14 protein-coding genes are annotated in these 16,345 nt (G+C 64.3%); 9 read left to right on the top strand and 5 right to left on the bottom strand.

Translation table 11 applies throughout. The features are described from left to right. Positions 1 to 122: 122 nt before the first annotated feature. The gene (locus BMY30_RS17175; RefSeq protein ID WP_089715187.1) at positions 123 to 1,325 is read left to right on the top strand and encodes an ISL3 family transposase; all 1,203 of its coding nucleotides are present in this window, start codon (positions 123 to 125) and stop codon (positions 1,323 to 1,325) included. Positions 1,326 to 1,385: 60 nt separating this feature from the next. Here BMY30_RS17175 and BMY30_RS17170 read toward each other — a convergent pair whose 3' ends face one another. Together BMY30_RS17170 and BMY30_RS17165 are read right to left on the bottom strand one after the other, a co-directional pair. Beyond that, the gene (locus BMY30_RS17170; protein ID WP_089715909.1) at positions 1,386 to 1,925 is read right to left on the bottom strand and encodes a GspH/FimT family pseudopilin; all 540 of its coding nucleotides are present in this window, start codon (positions 1,923 to 1,925) and stop codon (positions 1,386 to 1,388) included. A 130-nt stretch (positions 1,926 to 2,055) separates the two neighbouring features. Continuing rightward, positions 2,056 to 2,394, bottom strand: a complete 339-nt coding sequence (locus tag BMY30_RS17165; RefSeq protein ID WP_342027802.1) for a PP0621 family protein — start codon at positions 2,392 to 2,394, stop codon at positions 2,056 to 2,058. A gap of 101 nt (positions 2,395 to 2,495) precedes the next feature. On the opposite strand from BMY30_RS17165, the gene BMY30_RS17160 reads away from it, so the two are divergent. After that, positions 2,496 to 4,127, top strand: a complete 1,632-nt coding sequence (locus tag BMY30_RS17160; RefSeq protein ID WP_089715908.1) for an NAD+ synthase — start codon at positions 2,496 to 2,498, stop codon at positions 4,125 to 4,127. A 159-nt stretch (positions 4,128 to 4,286) separates the two neighbouring features. Here BMY30_RS17160 and BMY30_RS17155 read toward each other — a convergent pair whose 3' ends face one another. Beyond that, positions 4,287 to 5,102 (bottom strand): outer membrane protein assembly factor BamD, encoded by an 816-nt coding sequence (locus BMY30_RS17155; RefSeq protein WP_089715907.1) that lies wholly within the window; start codon positions 5,100 to 5,102, stop codon positions 4,287 to 4,289. 125 nt (positions 5,103 to 5,227) lie between these two features. Here BMY30_RS17155 and rluD point away from each other — a divergent pair, with 125 nt between their 5' ends. From rluD to ilvN, 5 genes are all read left to right on the top strand, one after another. Next, entirely contained in the window at positions 5,228 to 6,187 is a 960-nt protein-coding gene (gene rluD, locus BMY30_RS17150; RefSeq protein ID WP_089715906.1) for a 23S rRNA pseudouridine(1911/1915/1917) synthase RluD, read from the top strand. 10 nt (positions 6,188 to 6,197) lie between these two features. After that, on the top strand, positions 6,198 to 6,953 hold the full coding sequence (gene pgeF / locus BMY30_RS17145; protein WP_089715905.1) for a peptidoglycan editing factor PgeF: 756 nt from the start codon (positions 6,198 to 6,200) through the stop codon (positions 6,951 to 6,953). Positions 6,954 to 7,245: 292 nt separating this feature from the next. Then, a complete protein-coding gene (gene clpB / locus BMY30_RS17140; protein WP_089715904.1) occupies positions 7,246 to 9,828 on the top strand; it encodes an ATP-dependent chaperone ClpB in 2,583 nt (860 codons plus the stop codon). 634 nt (positions 9,829 to 10,462) lie between these two features. Continuing rightward, entirely contained in the window at positions 10,463 to 12,187 is a 1,725-nt protein-coding gene (locus tag BMY30_RS17135; protein ID WP_089715903.1) for an acetolactate synthase 3 large subunit, read from the top strand. After that, on the top strand, positions 12,187 to 12,678 hold the full coding sequence (gene ilvN, locus BMY30_RS17130; RefSeq protein ID WP_040183026.1) for an acetolactate synthase small subunit: 492 nt from the start codon (positions 12,187 to 12,189) through the stop codon (positions 12,676 to 12,678). The genes BMY30_RS17135 and ilvN overlap by 1 nt, the downstream gene beginning before the upstream one ends. Positions 12,679 to 12,738: 60 nt before the next feature. Here the strand turns inward: ilvN and ilvY are convergent, their stop codons facing one another. Continuing rightward, a complete protein-coding gene (gene ilvY, locus BMY30_RS17125) occupies positions 12,739 to 13,626 on the bottom strand; it encodes an HTH-type transcriptional activator IlvY (RefSeq protein ID WP_089715902.1) in 888 nt (295 codons plus the stop codon). A gap of 189 nt (positions 13,627 to 13,815) precedes the next feature. Between ilvY and ilvC the strand changes: the two genes are divergently transcribed. Together ilvC and pssA are read left to right on the top strand one after the other, a co-directional pair. Continuing rightward, entirely contained in the window at positions 13,816 to 14,832 is a 1,017-nt protein-coding gene (gene ilvC / locus BMY30_RS17120) for a ketol-acid reductoisomerase (RefSeq protein WP_089715901.1), read from the top strand. A gap of 145 nt (positions 14,833 to 14,977) precedes the next feature. Next, the gene (pssA, locus tag BMY30_RS17115; protein WP_089715900.1) at positions 14,978 to 15,814 is read left to right on the top strand and encodes a CDP-diacylglycerol--serine O-phosphatidyltransferase; all 837 of its coding nucleotides are present in this window, start codon (positions 14,978 to 14,980) and stop codon (positions 15,812 to 15,814) included. Here pssA and BMY30_RS17740 read toward each other — a convergent pair. After that, complete coding sequence (locus BMY30_RS17740) at positions 15,804 to 16,208, bottom strand: hypothetical protein (protein ID WP_139195549.1); 405 nt, start codon at positions 16,206 to 16,208, stop codon at positions 15,804 to 15,806. The genes pssA and BMY30_RS17740 overlap by 11 nt on opposite strands. Positions 16,209 to 16,345: the final 137 nt, after the last annotated feature.

The following is a 16,345-nucleotide window of genomic DNA, read 5'->3' as shown; positions in this document are numbered from 1 at the left end:
GGTTCTACGCAGACTGGCGTGAAAACGAAGTGATCTTAGGCAGTAGCGGGATAGAGTAACGGCGGTAAATCCGAGTAAGCTGATATTCGCCAAAACGTCAGCCTACGGATACCGCCGTTGCCATGGATGCTACCCCGCTCTACCTGTTCTGGAAAGGGTTCACCGTTACCCACCACGAGTTTTTGGATCCTCAGACGCTGCGGCTCCAGCTGGAACCCGATGACCGGATTCCCCCTGTCTGCAGCGGCTGCGATCATGCCTGTTTCCTGGTGCATGACGTGCATCGCCGGCGCGTCCGTGAGGCACCGCTGCTGATCTACCGAGTGGAGCTCGACGTCCCGGTGCGGCGCCTGCGCTGCCCGGTCTGTGGCCCGACACGAGAGCGCATCGACTGGTTACCCGGGCGCTCGCCGGTCACCACCACGCTTCGCCAGTGGGTGGAGCGTCTGGTCACGTTGCTGCCGATTCGGCATGTCGCGGACCTGGTTGGCTTGCACTGGCATACCGTCAAGACCATCGACAAGCATCGCCTGCAACGCGACCTGCCAGTACCGGACCCGACACGCTTGCGGCGCCTGATGATGGACGAGTTCGCCCTGCACAAGGGGCACCGCTACGCCACCGTGGTGGCCTGCGCCGACACCCAGCAGGTGGTCTGGATCGGCGAGGGCCGCTCACGAGAAGCGATCCGCCCGTTCTTCGCGTGGCTGGGCGAGGCGCGAGAGCAGATCGAGGCCGTCGCCATGGACATGAACTCGGCCTTCGATCTCGAGGTGAAGGCCCAGTGCCCCAACGCCGAGGTGGTCTACGACCGCTTCCATGTGGTGGCCAAGTACGGACGCGAGGTGATGGACCGGGTGCGCGTCGACCAGGCCAACCAGCTGCGCGACGACAAGGCCGCCCGCAAGGTGATCAAGGGCAGCCGCTGGCTGCTGCTGCGCAACGCCGACAACCTTAAGCCCGAGCAGGCGGTGAAGCTGGAGGAGCTGTTGGCGGCCAATGCGTCACTGACCACGGCGTATGTGCTCAAGGACCAGCTGAAGACCCTGTGGTTTGCCGACGACGAGGCCACCGCTTGCGGTGCCTGGCAGGAGTGGTACGACATGGCCATCAGCAGCGGCATTGAAGCGCTAGGACGCTTCGCCAAGCGGCTGGCTCCCTATCTGGAGGGGATCCTGTCCAGTGCCCGGCACCGGCTGAACACCAGCGTGCTGGAGGGCATGAACAACCGGATCAAGGTCATCAAGCGGATGGCCTACGGGTACCGCGACACGGCGTACTTCTTCCTGAAGATCCGTGCCGCGTTTCCCGGCAAAGTGCGATGAACCAAATATAAATGGATCTGTCGTCGAACCGGTAAATGAGCCTATCTTGTTGTGTGAGGCTCAGCATGCCGGTGCACCATCGGCCTCTCCACCGATCCTGACGCGCCCCATATTGCTGACGATCACCTTCACCCCCTTTCCATCGCGTCCGCAGATTTCGAAGGTGCCGTTGTGTTCTCGAGCCCATCCCAAGGCTTGATAGCGGACGGGATAACTGCGGTTGAAGGTCACGGTAGGGCCGCCGCTGCCTTCCAGCACCTTGAGCAACGTACCATCCGTCAGGTCGCCGCTGGCAACCTGACCGTCCACCACCACGAGTGAGTGCGTCCAGTCCGTAAAATTGCAGACCAGGCTGTCTGGCGTCGGTCTCGGGCAGACCGAAATCGTCCTCCGCCTCGTCACTGCCGTATTCCGCGCCAACGCCAGCGCCGTCTTGATGCGCATTACCTCCGCGGCGACTTCATTCCTTGCCGTAAACTGCTGAAAGCCAGGAATACCCACTGTGGCCATGATAGCCAGCACGGCGATGGCGACGATCAGCTCGATCAGCGTCAGGCCGTACTGGCGAGCAGAAAGGGGGGAGCTGACAGCAGGGTGCATGGTGCCCTCCCGGCGGGAGCCTTTCGATGGGGTCTTTCTTCAGGCTAGCCGGGCGCACCGCCGCCGCTGTAAGCGATCGCCTACAGCGGCTGTCAGTCATCGGAGGAGAGGTCGTTCTCGGTAACGGGAGCTATTCCCCGCGCTTGTCGTTCTGCTCGTCATTGCTGTCTTGCGGCTTCTCTTCCTGCGGCTCTTCTCTCTTCTCTTCCTTTGGTTCTTCCTTCTGCTCGGCGAGGTACTTGTCCCGGTGGTCGCCGGAGCAGAACCAGTCGCCGCGCTCGCGCAGGGCATCGTCCTCTGGCAGGTGCACCTGGCACCAGCTGCAGCGCACCATGCGGTTGCCCTGAACGTTGTCACCCTCCGAGGGGCCTTCGCGGTCCAGCTTCCATTCGCGGTACATGCGGTAGAGCTTCAAGCCGGCGATGAAAATCACGGCGAAGAGGATCAGGCGTATCAGCAACAGGTTCATTCCTAGTGGGACTCCCAGGTGGGGGTGGCCGGCTTTGCCACTCGGCCGCCCTTGCGGGACAATGGCGGGACTCCATCGATTCTCGAGAGATTTCCAATCCCATGCAAGACCTGACCCTGGTGATGGCTCAGCTCGACCCGCTGGTCGGCGACATTCCCGGCAACGCCGACCTCGCCATCGAGACCGTTCGCGAGGCACGCATCGAGCATGGTGCCGATATCGTGGTGCTGTCCGAGCTCTTCCTCACCGGCTACCCCCCGGAGGACCTGCTGCTGCGTCACTCCATGGAGACCCGCCTGCGCCATGCCCGGGCCCACATGGCCGAGAAGATGGCCCGCGACGTCATGGTCATTGTCGGCTACCCGGGGCGTCGCGAGGGGCACAACTGGAACCTGGCCGGCGTGCTCTACAACGGCGAATGGCTCGACGAGTACGCCAAGCAGGCGCTGCCCAACTACCAGGTGTTCGACGAGCAGCGCTATTTCACCAGCGGCTGGTTACCGCTGGTGGTGGAGCACAAGGGGGCGAAGCTCGGCATCCTGATCTGCGAGGACATCTGGAGCGAGAAGCCGGTCCGCCAGGCCCGCGATGCCGGCGCCCAGATCCTGGTTACCCTGAATGCCTCGCCCTTCCACCAGGACAAGCCCTCCGAGCGCCTCTTGCTGCTCGAAGAGCGCGCCCGTGAGGTGGAACTGCCTATCGTCTACGTCAACCAGATCGGCGGCCAGGACGAGCTGGTGTTCGATGGCGGCTCGGCCTGCGTGAATGCCAGGGGCGAGCTGACGGTGCAGGCACCCCATTGGGCGGTGGGCCTGATGCCGGTGCAGTTCGTGCGCGAGAAGCACCACTGGGTGCCGCAGGCGGGCGAGACCGAGCCCGATGTCGAGCCGGAGGAGAACCTCTACTGCGCGCTGGTCACCGGCCTGCGCGACTACGTCAACAAGAGCGGCTTCCAGGGCGTGGTGCTGGGGCTCTCCGGCGGCATCGACTCGGCGCTGTCGCTGGCCATCGCCGTGGACGCTCTGGGCCCGCAGCGTGTCCATGCGGTGATGATGCCCTACCACTACACGGCGGATATCTCCCGGCAGGACGCCGCCGAGCAGGCCGAGATGCTGGGCGTGAGCTACGAGGTGCTGCCCATCGAGCCGATGGTCGAGGCTTTCATGACGACCCTGGCCGAGAGCTTTGCCGGCACCGAGCGCGACACCACCGAGGAGAACCTGCAGTCGCGTTGTCGTGGCGTGCTGTTGATGGCGATCTCCAACAAGAAGGGTCTGATGGTGCTGACCACCGGCAACAAGAGCGAGATGGCGGTGGGTTACGCCACGCTCTACGGCGACATGGTGGGCGGCTACAACGCCATCAAGGACGTCTACAAGACCTGGGTCTATCGCCTGGCGCGCTGGCGCAACACCCAGTCGGCGGCGATTCCAGAACGTGTCATCGAGCGGCCGCCCTCCGCCGAGCTCGCCCCGGACCAGCAGGACAGCGACAGCCTGCCCGGCTATGACATCCTCGACGAGATCTTGGTGCGCTACATCGAGGGCGACATGAGCGCCGAGGCGATCATCGAGGCGGGCTTCGAGCGTGAGGACGTCTACCAGGTGGTCAAGCTGGTGGACCGTTGCGAGTACAAGCGGCGCCAGGCGCCGGTGGGCGTTCGCGTCACCCGGCGTGGCTTCGGCCGCGACCGCCGTTACCCCATCGTCAACGCCTGGCAGCCGGGGGAGTAAGCGCCCTTCGGGAAGCGCCCAGTTGCAAGCGCCGAGCAGCCAAGCTGTTTGGTGAGGCGTAGCCGGTGCCGAGACTGGAAACAGAAACCCCGCCGAGCTTTGACTGGGCGGGGTTTCTTATTGATGCCGGCCACTACGGCGGCATCATCCTGCTCGGCGCTATGCCGAGAGGCCGTCGGTATTGACGTGTTCCGGGCGGAAGGTGCGGCCGCGGAGTCTTTCGTGGTTCGGGGCGTTGTCGAGCAGCACCTGAAGGGTCTCGCGGGCGCGGTCGCGCATGTCGAGGCCCAGGTAGCCTTCCACCATCACGGCCAGGGCATCATGAGTGGCTTCCGACTGCGGATAGTGCTCGATCACCCAGCGGCCACGTTCCACGGCGGCCAGGTAGGCCCCCTTGCGCAGGTAGAAGTCGGCCACGTGCAACTCGTGGCGGGCCAGCAGGTTGCGCAGGTAGACGATGCGCTGCTGGGCATCCGGGGCATACTGGCTGTTCGGGAAGCGCTGGATCAGTTCGCGGAAGTCGGCGTAGGCATCGCGGGTGGCGCCAAGGTCGCGCTTGGAGATGTCGATCAGCCGCAGCCGCTCCAGGCTGAAGCGCCCGGCCTGCCAGGCGGCCAGGCCACGCATGTAGTAGGCGTAGTCCACCTGGGGATGGTCTGGATGCAGGCGGATGAAGCGACTGGCGGCGGCACGGGCGCCTTCCCAGTCATCGGTCTCATAGTAGGCGTAGATCAGTTCCAGCTGCGCCTGCTCGGCATGTTCGCCGAAGGGGAAACGGGTGTCGATGGCCTCGAGCCGGTTGATGGCGGTGGTGTAGCTGCCATCCTCCAGGGCTTCGCGGCCCTCCTCGTAGAGCTGGCGCTCGGCAACGCCGGAGAGCTCGTCTTCCTGGGAGTCATTGCTGGCGCAGCCGGCCAGCACAACGCCGGCCAGCAGCAGTGACGCCAGGCGGGCGGGGGAGGTGATAACGCGCATCGTGATCCTCGTGTCTAACAACCCGGATGGCCGTGATAGAATCGGCCGTTATCTGCCCACTATAAAGCACCTTGCGGCGAAACGCAGTCATCGCTCCTGGTGTACAAAGAGTCCTGTCCCGACCCATGTCCCAGACCCTCGAAGCACAGCACCGCGTTCCCGACCGCATGGCGGGCCTGCGCCTCGACCAGGCCGCCGCCGAACTCTTCGCCGATCTTTCCCGGGAGCGGCTCAAGGCCTGGATCAAGAGCGGAGCCCTGACGCTGGATGGCCAGCCGGCCAGGCCCAAGGACAAGGTCTACGGCGGCGAGGCCCTGGCCCTGGCCGCTGAGCTCGAGGACGACACCCGCTTCGAGCCCGAGGACATTCCCCTGGCGGTGGTTTACGAGGATGCCGAGGTGCTGGTGATCGTCAAGCCGCCGGGCCTGGTGGTGCACCCCGCCGCCGGCAACCCCGACGGCACCCTTCTCAATGCCCTGCTGCACCACGACCCGCAGCTGGCCGCGATTCCCCGCGCGGGTATCGTGCATCGCCTGGACAAGGACACCAGCGGATTGATGGTGGTGGCCAGGACCTTGACCGCCCAGACCGCCCTGGTCGAGCAGTTGCAGGCGCGCAGCGTGTCCCGGGAGTACGATGCCGTGGTGGTTGGGGTGATGACCGCAGGCGGCACCGTGGACGCGCCCATCGGCCGCCACCCGCGGGATCGCAAACGCCAGGCGGTGAACGCCTCGGGCAAGCCGGCGGTGACCCACTACCGGGTGGTGGAGCGCTTCCGCGCCCATACCCATGTGCGCTGTCGGCTCGAGACCGGCCGTACCCACCAGATCCGCGTGCACCTGGCCCATGCGCGCTATCCGTTGATCGGTGATCCGGTCTACGGCGGGCGTCTGAAGCTGCCGGCCGGCGCCGGCGAGACGCTCAAGGAGATCCTGCGCGAGTTCCCGCGCCAGGCGCTGCATGCTCGAAAGCTGGTCTTCGTGCATCCGACCAGCGGCGAGCGCATGGCCTTCCGCGCGCCGCTGCCGGATGATCTGCTGATGTTGCTCGACTATTTGCGCGAAGACCACGAGACCATGCGCTAAGGATCCCGAGATGAGCGATACCTTCGACCTGCGCCCGACGCCGATCCTGCCTGACTGGCCGGCGCCGGAGAGCGTGGGCGCCTTCGTCACCACCCGCGAGACCGGGCCCAGCCAGGGCCCTTTCGCCGCCTTCAACCCCGGCGAGAACCTGGGCGACAACCCGGCCCATGTGGCGCTGTGCCGTCGGCAACTGGAGAAGGAGGTCGGTGACGGCCGCCCGCTGCTGTGGCTCGACCAGGTGCACGGGGCCCGGGTACAGCAGGGCTACTCCGATACCCGGCCCGAGGCGGACGCCGCCGTGGCCATGAATCGCGACTATGCCTGTGTGGTGCTCACCGCCGACTGTCTGCCGGTGTTCCTCTGCGATCGTCGCGGCGAGCGAGTGGCGGTGGCCCATGCCGGCTGGCGTGGGCTGGCCGGCGGCGTGATCGAGGCGGCCGTGGGGGCGATGGGCCGGCCGCCGGAAGCGCTGATGGCCTGGCTGGGCCCGGCGATCTCCAACGCCCAGTTCGAGGTCGGCCCCGAGGTGCAGCAGGCCTTCGTCGGCGTGCACCCGGAAGCCGAGGCAGCCTTCGATCCCAGCCCCTACCGGCTCGGCCACTACATGGGCGACCTCTACAAGCTGGCTCGCATGCGCTTAGAGCGCCTGGGCGTCGCCCATATCAGCGGCGGCCACTTCTGTACCGCCTGCGAGCCGCGCTTCTACTCCTACCGCCGCGACAACGGCAAGACCGGCCGCATGGCCAGTGTGATCTGGTTGAGATAGCGCCGAGCGCCGAGCTGCAAGCGCCAAGAAAACCCTTGGCTTGCTCCATGCTCTTAAAATGTATTCTGGCTTGGCCGCTTGGCCGCTTGGCCGCTTGGCCGCTTGGCCGCTTGGCCGCTTGGCCGCTTGGCCGCTTGGCCGCTTGGCCGCTTGATCCCCGTCAACTCGTCATGCCCTTTCCCTGCCCCTGACTTGAAAGCCGGTCACGCTGACTCCATTGATACCGTCAAGACACATTGACAGGGCCAAACGGTGCGTCTAACCGCGCCGTCACCCCGATGGAGGAATACGCATGCGATTCGACAAATTTACCGCCCGTTTACAGAACGCCGTGGCCGATGCCCAGTCGCTGGCCGTGGGCCGCGGCCATAACCAGCTGGAACCTGGCCACCTGCTGCTGGCGCTGCTGGACGCCACCGACACCGGCGTGAAGGCGTTGGTGCAGAAGGCCGGTGGCGATGCCGCCCGGCTGCGCGATGGCCTGGTTGGCCACCTCGACGACCTGCCCAAGGTTGCCAATTTCGACGGCGAGGTTCAGCCCTCCCGCGACCTGATCAAGCTCTTCAACCTCACCGATCGTGAGGCCCAGAAGCGTGGCGACCAGTACATCGCCAGCGAGCTGGTACTGTTGGCCGCGCTGGAAATGGGCCACGCGGTCAGCAAGCTGCTTAAGCAGGCCGGCGTCACCCGCCAGGCGCTGGAGACATCTGTCGACAGCGTGCGCGGCGGCGAGAAGGTCGACGACCCGAACGCCGAAGACCAGCGCGAGGCGCTGGACAAGTACACCCTGGACCTCAACGAGCGCGCGGCAAGCGGCAAGATCGATCCAGTAATCGGCCGCGACGACGAGATCCGCCGCACCATCCAGGTGCTGCAGCGGCGCACCAAGAACAACCCGGTGCTGATCGGCGAGCCCGGCGTGGGCAAGACCGCCATCGTCGAGGGCCTGGCCCAGCGCATCGTCGATGGCGAGGTGCCGGAAGGGCTCAAGGATAAGCGCGTGCTCTCGCTGGATATGGGCGCGCTGCTGGCCGGGGCCAAGTTCCGCGGCGAATTCGAGGAACGCCTCAAGTCGGTGCTCAAGGAGCTGGCCCAGGAAGAGGGCCGGGTGATCCTGTTCATCGACGAGTTGCACACCATGGTCGGCGCCGGCAAGGCCGAGGGCTCCATGGATGCCGGCAACATGCTGAAGCCGGCGCTGGCTCGCGGCGAGCTGCACTGCGTCGGCGCCACTACCCTGGACGAGTACCGCAAGTACATCGAAAAGGACGCCGCCCTGGAGCGTCGCTTCCAGAAGGTGCTGGTCGACGAGCCCTCCGAGGAGGACACCGTGGCGATCCTGCGTGGCCTCAAGGAGCGCTACGAGGTGCACCATGGTGTCGACATCACCGACGGCGCGATCATCGCCGCAGCCAAGCTCTCGACCCGTTACATCACCGACCGCCAGCTGCCTGACAAGGCGATCGACCTGATCGACGAGGCCTCCTCGCGCATCCGCATGGAGCTCGACTCCAAGCCCGAGGAGATGGACCGCCTCGACCGGCGACTGATCCAGCTCAAGATGGAGCGCGAACACCTCAAGAAGGAGACCGACGAGGCCTCGAAGAAGCGCCTGGAAGGTCTCGAGGAGCAGATCGGCGAGCTCGAGCGTGAGTACGCCGATCTCGACGAGATCTGGAAGGCCGAGAAGGCCAGCATCCAGGGCGCGGCCCAGTTCAAGGACGAGCTTGAGCGAGCCCGAGTCGACCTGGAGCAGGCGCGCCGCCAGGGGGATCTGGCGCGGATGTCCGAGATCCAGTACGGGGTGATTCCTGGTCTGGAGAAGAAGATCGCCGAGAGCAACGAGGCCGAGGCGGATACCTCCAAGCACCAGTTGCTGCGCTCCAACGTCACCGAGGAGGAGATCGCCGAGGTGGTCTCCCGCTGGACCGGTATCCCGGTGGCCAAGATGCTCGAGGGCGAGCGCGACAAGCTGCTGCGCATGGAGGAGGCGCTGCACGAACGGGTGATCGGCCAGCACGAGGCGGTGACCGCCGTGGCCAACGCCGTGCGCCGTTCGCGTGCCGGCCTGGCCGACCCCAACCGGCCCAACGGCTCCTTCCTGTTCCTCGGCCCGACCGGGGTGGGCAAGACGGAGCTGTGCAAGTCGCTGGCCAATTTCCTCTTCGATACCGAGGAGGCGATGGTGCGTATCGACATGTCGGAATTCATGGAGAAGCACTCCGTGGCGCGGCTCATCGGTGCTCCTCCCGGCTATGTCGGCTACGAGGAGGGCGGCTATCTGACCGAGGCGGTGCGCCGCAAGCCCTACTCGGTGCTGTTGCTTGATGAGGTGGAGAAGGCCCATGCCGATGTCTTCAATATCCTGCTGCAGGTGCTGGAGGACGGCCGCCTGACCGATGGCCAGGGCCGCACGGTGGACTTCCGCAACACGGTGATCGTGATGACCTCCAACATGGGCTCGGACATCATCCAGCGCATGGGCGGTGACGATTCCGACTACGAGCAGATGAAGGAGATGGTGATGGCGGTAGTCGGCGATCACTTCCGGCCGGAGCTGATCAACCGCATCGACGAGGTGGTAGTCTTCCATGCGCTCGGACAGGCGCAGATCCAGTCCATCGCCGAGATCCAGCTCGACCGTCTGCGTGAGCGGCTGGCCGAGCACGACCTGCGTCTCGAGATCAGCGAGGCGGCATTGGCCCTGCTGGCCGAGGCGGGCTTCGATCCGGTGTACGGTGCCCGGCCGCTCAAGCGGGCGATCCAGAGCCGTATCGAGAATCCGTTGGCCCAGGACCTGCTGGCCGGGAAATTCTCGCCGGATGACGTCATCCACGTGGAGGCGGAAGGCGACCGCCTGGTATTCCAGAACTGAGTTTCCAGAATTGAGCTTCCAGAACTGAAGTTACGGAGCTGAGGGAGGCGGCGTGGCGCTTGCCGTAAGGCGGCGCCACACCGAACCCCATAGTGTTACCTAGCGCACAGTCGACCGGGCGGCCAGGCACTATACTTCTGTTCAGGTTGCGTCCTGTAACCCCCTTGCCCGCCCCTCCCCGTGAGTGGACGGGCTTTTTTGTGGTGGCCAGAGCGATGCCTTCGCCTTGTCGAATGGCCCATCATGGGCTACCCATGCCGTTTCCGCGGTTGACACTTTCCCGGTGCTGATGGAATCTTGGCCCTTCCTGATAACGGGCGCGGACTCCAGCGGGCAACCCCCCATTACCGCGCGAAGGGTGGGCCGAGGGCCTCTACCCGCCGAAGGACTACCGGAATACGGCCAACCGCCGCTTCCGGCCAACGCCCCCGACGCGGTTAACCGCCGTGAAAGGAACGCTGATTCATCTCGCAATCGATCAGCGTTCCCGAAAGAGTGCAGGCCCCAACAGGGCCCATTGCCAGGGTTTGGCATCAGGTGCCGGCACCGCCGGCAGCGGCATACCGCCGCACTCGACTTCGTGCCCCCACGTTGGGCGCGGATCGCACTCGAGACCTCCAGGGGAGATACATCAGTGGAACTGCTTTCCGGCGCAGACATGATTGCCCGCTTCCTTCAGGATGAGGGCGTCGAATACATCTATGGGTATCCCGGTGGGGCGGCGCTGCATATCTACGATGCGCTGTTCCGTCAGGACAAGGTCAAGCACATCCTGGTACGCCATGAACAGGCGGCCACCCACGCCGCCGATGGCTATGCGCGGGCCTCCGGCAAGCCGGGCACGGTGCTGGTGACTTCCGGCCCCGGGGCGACCAACGCCGTCACCGGCATCGCCACCGCCTACATGGACTCGATCCCCATGGTGGTGCTGTGCGGCCAGGTGATGAGCCACCTGATCGGCGATGATGCCTTCCAGGAAACCGACATCATCGGCGTGACCCGGCCGATCGTGAAGCACAGCTTCTCTATCCGGCATCCGACCGAGATTCCCGAAGTCCTCAAGAAGGCCTATTACCTGGCCGCGACCGGGCGGCCCGGGCCGGTGGTGGTGGACATTCCCAAGGACATGACCGCGCCCACCGAGCGCTATGAGTACATCTATCCGAAGAAGGTGAAGATGCGCTCGTACAATCCGGTCACCCGCGGCCATACCGGCCAGATCAAGAAGGCCGTGGAGCTGATGCTCAAGGCCCGCCGCCCGGTATTCTACACCGGCGGCGGTGTGGTCACCGGCAACGCCAGTGAGGGGCTGACCGATCTGGTCCAGCGGCTGGGCTATCCCATTACCACCACCCTGATGGGTATCGGCTCCTACCCGCAGAGAGACCGCCAGTGCCTGGGCTGGTTGGGCATGCATGGCTCCTACGAGTCGAACATGGCCATGCACCATGCCGACCTGATCGTCGCCATCGGCGCGCGCTTCGATGACCGTGTGACCAACAACACCTCGAAATTCTGTCCCACCGCCAAGATCGTTCACGTGGACATCGACCCGAGCTCGGTCTCCAAGACGGTGCGCGCGGACGTGCCCATCGTCGGCCCGGCCGGCAGCGTGATCAACGAGATGATCAGCATGGTGCAGGGCAAGGAAATCGCCAATCCCGAGGCCCTGGCCGACTGGTGGAAGCAGATCGACGGCTGGCGCGAGGAGCGCCGCGACAAGCTCTATGAGCCCTCCCAGCCTGGTGAGCCGATCAAGCCCCAGGAGGTGATCGAGGCGCTGTGTCGGGTGACGCGCGGTGAGGCCTACGTGACCACCGACGTGGGCCAGCACCAGATGTTCGCGGCCCAGTACTACAAGTTCGACAAGCCAAACCGCTTCATCACTTCTGGCGGGCTGGGCACCATGGGCTTCGGCTTCCCGGCGGCCATGGGCATCAAGCACCACTTCCCGGAAGAGCAGGTGATCTGCGTCACCGGCGAGGGCAGCTTCCAGATGATGATGCAGGAGCTGTCGACCTGTAAGCAGTTCGGTGGCGGCGTGAAGATCATCAATCTCAACAACGGCTCGCTGGGCATGGTGCGCCAGTGGCAGGACCTCAACTACAAGTCCCGCCACGCGCACTCCTACATGGAATCGCTGCCCGACTTCCAGCAGTTGATCGGCGCATATGGCTTCACCGCGCTGCGGGTGGAAACACTGGCGGATCTCGAGCCGGCACTGGAACGCGCCTTTGCCGACACGCACGAGCTGGTGTTCCTCGACGTTCTCGTCGACCCGCACGAGCACGTCTATCCGATGCAGGTGCCCCTGGGCTCCATGCGTGACATGCTGCTTTCCAAGACGGAGCGGACCTGATGCGCCATATCATCTCGATTCTGATGGAAAACGAACCGGGCGCCCTGTCACGCGTGGTGGGGCTGTTCTCCCAGCGCAACTTCAACATCGAAACGCTGAACGTGGCGCCCACCGAGGATCCGAGCCTGTCGCGGCTGACCGTGACCACCGTGGGGGACGACCGGGTGATCGAGCAGATCACCAAGCATCTCAACAAGTTGATCGACGTGGTCAAGCTGGTGGACCTGACCGAGGGCAACCACATCGAGCGCGAGCTGATGCTGGTCAAGGTCAAGGCGCTGGGCGCGGCTCGCGACGAGGTCAAGCGCACCGTGGATATCTTCCGCGCCCAGATCGTCGACGTGACGCCGAGCCTCTACACGGTGCAGATCACCGGCGACGCCGGCAAGCTGGATGCCTTCCTGCAGGCCATGGCGCCCGTGGGTATCCTCGAAGTAGCACGCACCGGGGTGTCGGGCATTGCCCGCGGAGATAAAGTGTTGTCCCTGTAATCCAAGCCATCCGCCGGACCGCAAAGGCCGCCCTCAAGGGCGACCTTTGTGTTTCGGGGCTCAGCGTTCCACCACCTCCTCCCACAGCGCGCGAATCAGCGGGCTCTTCAGGCGCCGTTCGAGCACGCAGAGCCCGACGTCATAATGGGGCAGTTCCGGCTTGACCGGCAGGATTCTGACCCGCTCCGCCAGAGGGCTGGTATCGAGCACGATGTGCGGCACCACGCCGACACCGAACCCCAGCCCCACCATGCTGACGATGGCCTCGTGGCCGGCCACCTGGGCATAGATCCGGGGTGCCACGCCTAGTGCCCGGAACCAGGTGTCGCTGTACTGGCGCGAAAGGCCGGCCTCGGAGAGGATCATCGGCACGTCGCGCCACTGCTCGGCGGAGGGTGACTCGGGTGTGGTGGGGATCCACTCATGCGCCTTGTGGGGCGCGATGAACACCAGTGGCGAGCGGGTCAGTGACTTGAAGGCCAGGGCATCGGGGGCCTGGCGTGGCCGTGGGGTGATCGCCATGTCCTCATTGCCGGCCAGCACCCGGGGCAGGGACTGGGCCGGGTCTCCTGTATGCAGCTTGAGCTCGATGCCGGGGTGGCGGGTGCGGAATTCGCTGAGCAGCTCGTAGAGGAAGCTGTAGCTGGCGGTCACCGAGCAGTAGATGCTGATCTCGCCGGTGAGGGTGCGCGCCTCGCGCATCAGCGATTGGCGCAGTCGTTCCCACTCCTCCAACGCATCCCGGGCATAGGTCTGGAAGCTTCGGCCCTGGCGGGTCAGCACCACATGGCGGTTGTCACGTTCGAAGAGGCGTACGCCCAGGCTCTCCTCGAGCTGGCGGATCGTGCGCGAGAGCGTCGAGGGGCTGACGTGGCAGGCCTCGCTGGCGCGGCCGAAGTGCAGGGTCTCGGCCAGGGCGAGGAAGTGCTTGAGAGGGCGCATGTCCATCCGGCCAGTATTGCATATTCCGGGATATGACATTGCAAATATCGCGTTTTACGCAACGCGAGGGCTGACGTAAGGTGGTCGCACCGGCTGCAACGAATTCTCTGTATCGAAATCCAGCGCCGCGACAGACGGCCCAGGCAGCCATCAGCGCTGACCTCGATTTCAACATTTTCCTTCAGGAGCACGAATATGCGCGTTTACTACGACAAGGATTGCGACCTCTCCCTTATCCAGGGCAAGAAGGTGGCCATCGTCGGCTATGGCTCACAGGGCCATGCCCATGCCAACAACCTCAAGGAGTCCGGTGTCGACGTCATCGTCGCCCTGCGCGAAGGTTCCTCCTCCGCGGCCAAGGCTGAGGCCGCTGGCCTCAAGGTCGCCTCCGTCGAGGAAGCCAGCCGCAATGCCGACGTGGTAATGATGCTGGCGCCGGACGAGAACCAGAAGGCCATCTACGAGAACCAGATCGCCCCGAACCTGGCACAGGGCGCCACCCTGGCCTTCGCCCACGGCTTCAACATCCACTACAACCAGATCGAGCCGCGCAAGGACCTGGACGTGGTGATGATTGCGCCCAAGGCCCCCGGCCACACCGTGCGCTCCGAGTTCGTGCGTGGTGGCGGCATCCCGGACCTGATCGCCATCCATCAGGATGCTACCGGTAATGCCAAGGAGCTATCGCTCTCCTACGCGGCGGCCATTGGCGGCGGTCGCAGCGGCATTATCGAGACTACCTTCAAGGACGAAACCGAGACCGACCTGTTCGGCGAGCAGGCCGTGCTCTGTGGCGGTGCCGTTGAGCTGGTCAAGGCCGGTTTCGAGACCCTGACCGAGGCGGGTTATGAGCCGGAGATGGCCTACTTCGAGTGCCTGCACGAGCTCAAGCTGATCGTCGACCTGATGTACGAGGGCGGTATCGCCAACATGAACTACTCCATCTCCAACAACGCGGAGTATGGCGAGTACGTGACCGGCACCGAAGTCATCAATGAGCAGTCCCGCGCGGCCATGCGTAATGCCCTCAAGCGCATCCAGACTGGCGAATACGCCAAGATGTTCATCAATGAGGGCAATAGCAACTATCCCTCGATGACCGCGCGTCGCCGCCTTAACGCCGAGCATCCGATCGAGCAGGTCGGTGAGAAGCTGCGGGGCATGATGCCGTGGATCGCTGCCAACCAGCTGGTCGACAAGTCGAAGAACTGATCTTCGATATTCGTTCTGGCTGATACGAGGGCGCGGGCTTCCGCGCCCTCACTGCGTCTGGGTGCCTGTTTGCCGGCACTGCCGTGAGTCATCGGTCGCTCTGTGTGTAGAATGGGGCGATACCCAAGCCGATGGAAGAGAACTGATGAGTGGGGAATCGCACCACAGCGACCAAGAGCCGGACCAGCGCACTGATGAAGACCTGGCGAGTACCTTCGTGCGCGAAACGGAAGTGATCGAGGAGTCGGTGGAAGACGGCAAGAAGGTGCGGCGCAAGGGCATCTACCTGCTGCCCAACCTGTTCACCACGTCCGCCCTTTTTGCCGGCTTTTTCGCCGTGGTGGCGGGCATCAACGGCGATTTCACCGCGGCGGCGGTGGCGATCTTCATCGCCATGGTGCTCGACGGGCTGGATGGTCGCGTGGCCCGCCTGACCAACACCCAGAGCGACTTCGGTGCCGAGTACGACAGCCTCTCCGACATGCTCTCCTTCGGTGTGGCGCCGGCGCTGGTGGCCTTTACCTGGATCCTCCAGGATATCGGCAAGACCGGCTGGGTAGTGGCCTTCCTCTACGTGGCCTGTGCCGCGCTGCGGCTGGCGCGTTTCAACGTGCAGATCGGTAGCACCGACAAGAAGTGGTTCATCGGCCTGCCCAGCCCGTCGGCGGCAGCCCTGGTCGCGGCCAGCGTCTGGACCTTCCACAGCTTCGATGCCGATGCCTTCGGCTTCAAGTTGCTGATGCTCTTCGTGGTGGGTACCGCAGGGGTGCTGATGGTCAGCAATATCCGTTACTACAGCTTCAAGGATGTAGACCTCAAGGGGCCGGTACCCTTCGTCTTCCTGCTGGCCATCGTACTTGGTTTCGTGGTGATCTCCATCGAGCCCTCGGTGATGCTGCTGCTGCTGTTCGGTGCCTATGTACTCTCCGGGCCGTTAACGGCGACGATGCGAAAGCTCAAGCGCTCGCCGTCTACCCGCTGAGCCTGGCCCCGGCCTTGCCCTGAACCGCCCGCTTCGCGCGGGCGTTATCATCGCCGTGCCATTTTTCTTCCCGAAGGCCTTGCGCGGTCCCGGGGGAATCCGTAAAGTACGCATCCGCTGCCGGCGACGGGCAAACGTTGCAGGCGGTGATGATCGGCGGAAGTGGTTGTTTCTGTTTGGGTTTTTTTCGAAACGCCTCGCAGGGTTGACAGCGCCAGCCGATCACGTAGAATACGCCTTCCTCGCAGGGCGCTGACGAGCCACCCAGTGGCACGCCAGCAAGCGAGACGCTCCTCTTGTTCTTCGAGAGATCAGAGCCGCTCTTTAACAATCGATCAGGTAATTCATGTGGGCGCTTGTCGGGATGCTGGTGACCAGTCACTGAAACATTCAAGGCAAGCGACTCGTCAAGGATCTTCGGATCCTTTTGAGAACGTTTAGACCTTGAGCCAAGTTTGGTGCGCTTAACGCACCGATGATTTTAAACTGAAGAGTTTGATCATGGCTCAGATTGAACGCTGGCGGCAGGCC

It is taken from the genome of Halomonas daqiaonensis, assembly GCF_900109725.1.
GTDB lineage: Bacteria > Pseudomonadota > Gammaproteobacteria > Pseudomonadales > Halomonadaceae > Halomonas > Halomonas daqiaonensis.
Note: the sequence above shows the minus strand (reverse complement) of the source record. Positions and strands in the feature narration are given on the sequence as shown.

What these genes read in the sequence shown, in the direction of transcription:
- BMY30_RS17175 (WP_089715187.1), top strand. Translation starts at nt 123, where the DNA reads ATGGATGCTACCCCGCTCTACCTGTTCTGGAAAGGGTTCACCGTTACC.
- BMY30_RS17170 (WP_089715909.1), bottom strand. Translation starts at nt 1,925, where the DNA reads ATGCACCCTGCTGTCAGCTCCCCCCTTTCTGCTCGCCAGTACGGCCTG.
- BMY30_RS17165 (WP_342027802.1), bottom strand. Translation starts at nt 2,394, where the DNA reads ATGAACCTGTTGCTGATACGCCTGATCCTCTTCGCCGTGATTTTCATC.
- BMY30_RS17160 (WP_089715908.1), top strand. Translation starts at nt 2,496, where the DNA reads ATGCAAGACCTGACCCTGGTGATGGCTCAGCTCGACCCGCTGGTCGGC.
- BMY30_RS17155 (WP_089715907.1), bottom strand. Translation starts at nt 5,102, where the DNA reads ATGCGCGTTATCACCTCCCCCGCCCGCCTGGCGTCACTGCTGCTGGCC.
- rluD (WP_089715906.1), top strand. Translation starts at nt 5,228, where the DNA reads ATGTCCCAGACCCTCGAAGCACAGCACCGCGTTCCCGACCGCATGGCG.
- pgeF (WP_089715905.1), top strand. Translation starts at nt 6,198, where the DNA reads ATGAGCGATACCTTCGACCTGCGCCCGACGCCGATCCTGCCTGACTGG.
- clpB (WP_089715904.1), top strand. Translation starts at nt 7,246, where the DNA reads ATGCGATTCGACAAATTTACCGCCCGTTTACAGAACGCCGTGGCCGAT.
- ilvN (WP_040183026.1), top strand. Translation starts at nt 12,187, where the DNA reads ATGCGCCATATCATCTCGATTCTGATGGAAAACGAACCGGGCGCCCTG.
- ilvY (WP_089715902.1), bottom strand. Translation starts at nt 13,626, where the DNA reads ATGGACATGCGCCCTCTCAAGCACTTCCTCGCCCTGGCCGAGACCCTG.
- ilvC (WP_089715901.1), top strand. Translation starts at nt 13,816, where the DNA reads ATGCGCGTTTACTACGACAAGGATTGCGACCTCTCCCTTATCCAGGGC.
- pssA (WP_089715900.1), top strand. Translation starts at nt 14,978, where the DNA reads ATGAGTGGGGAATCGCACCACAGCGACCAAGAGCCGGACCAGCGCACT.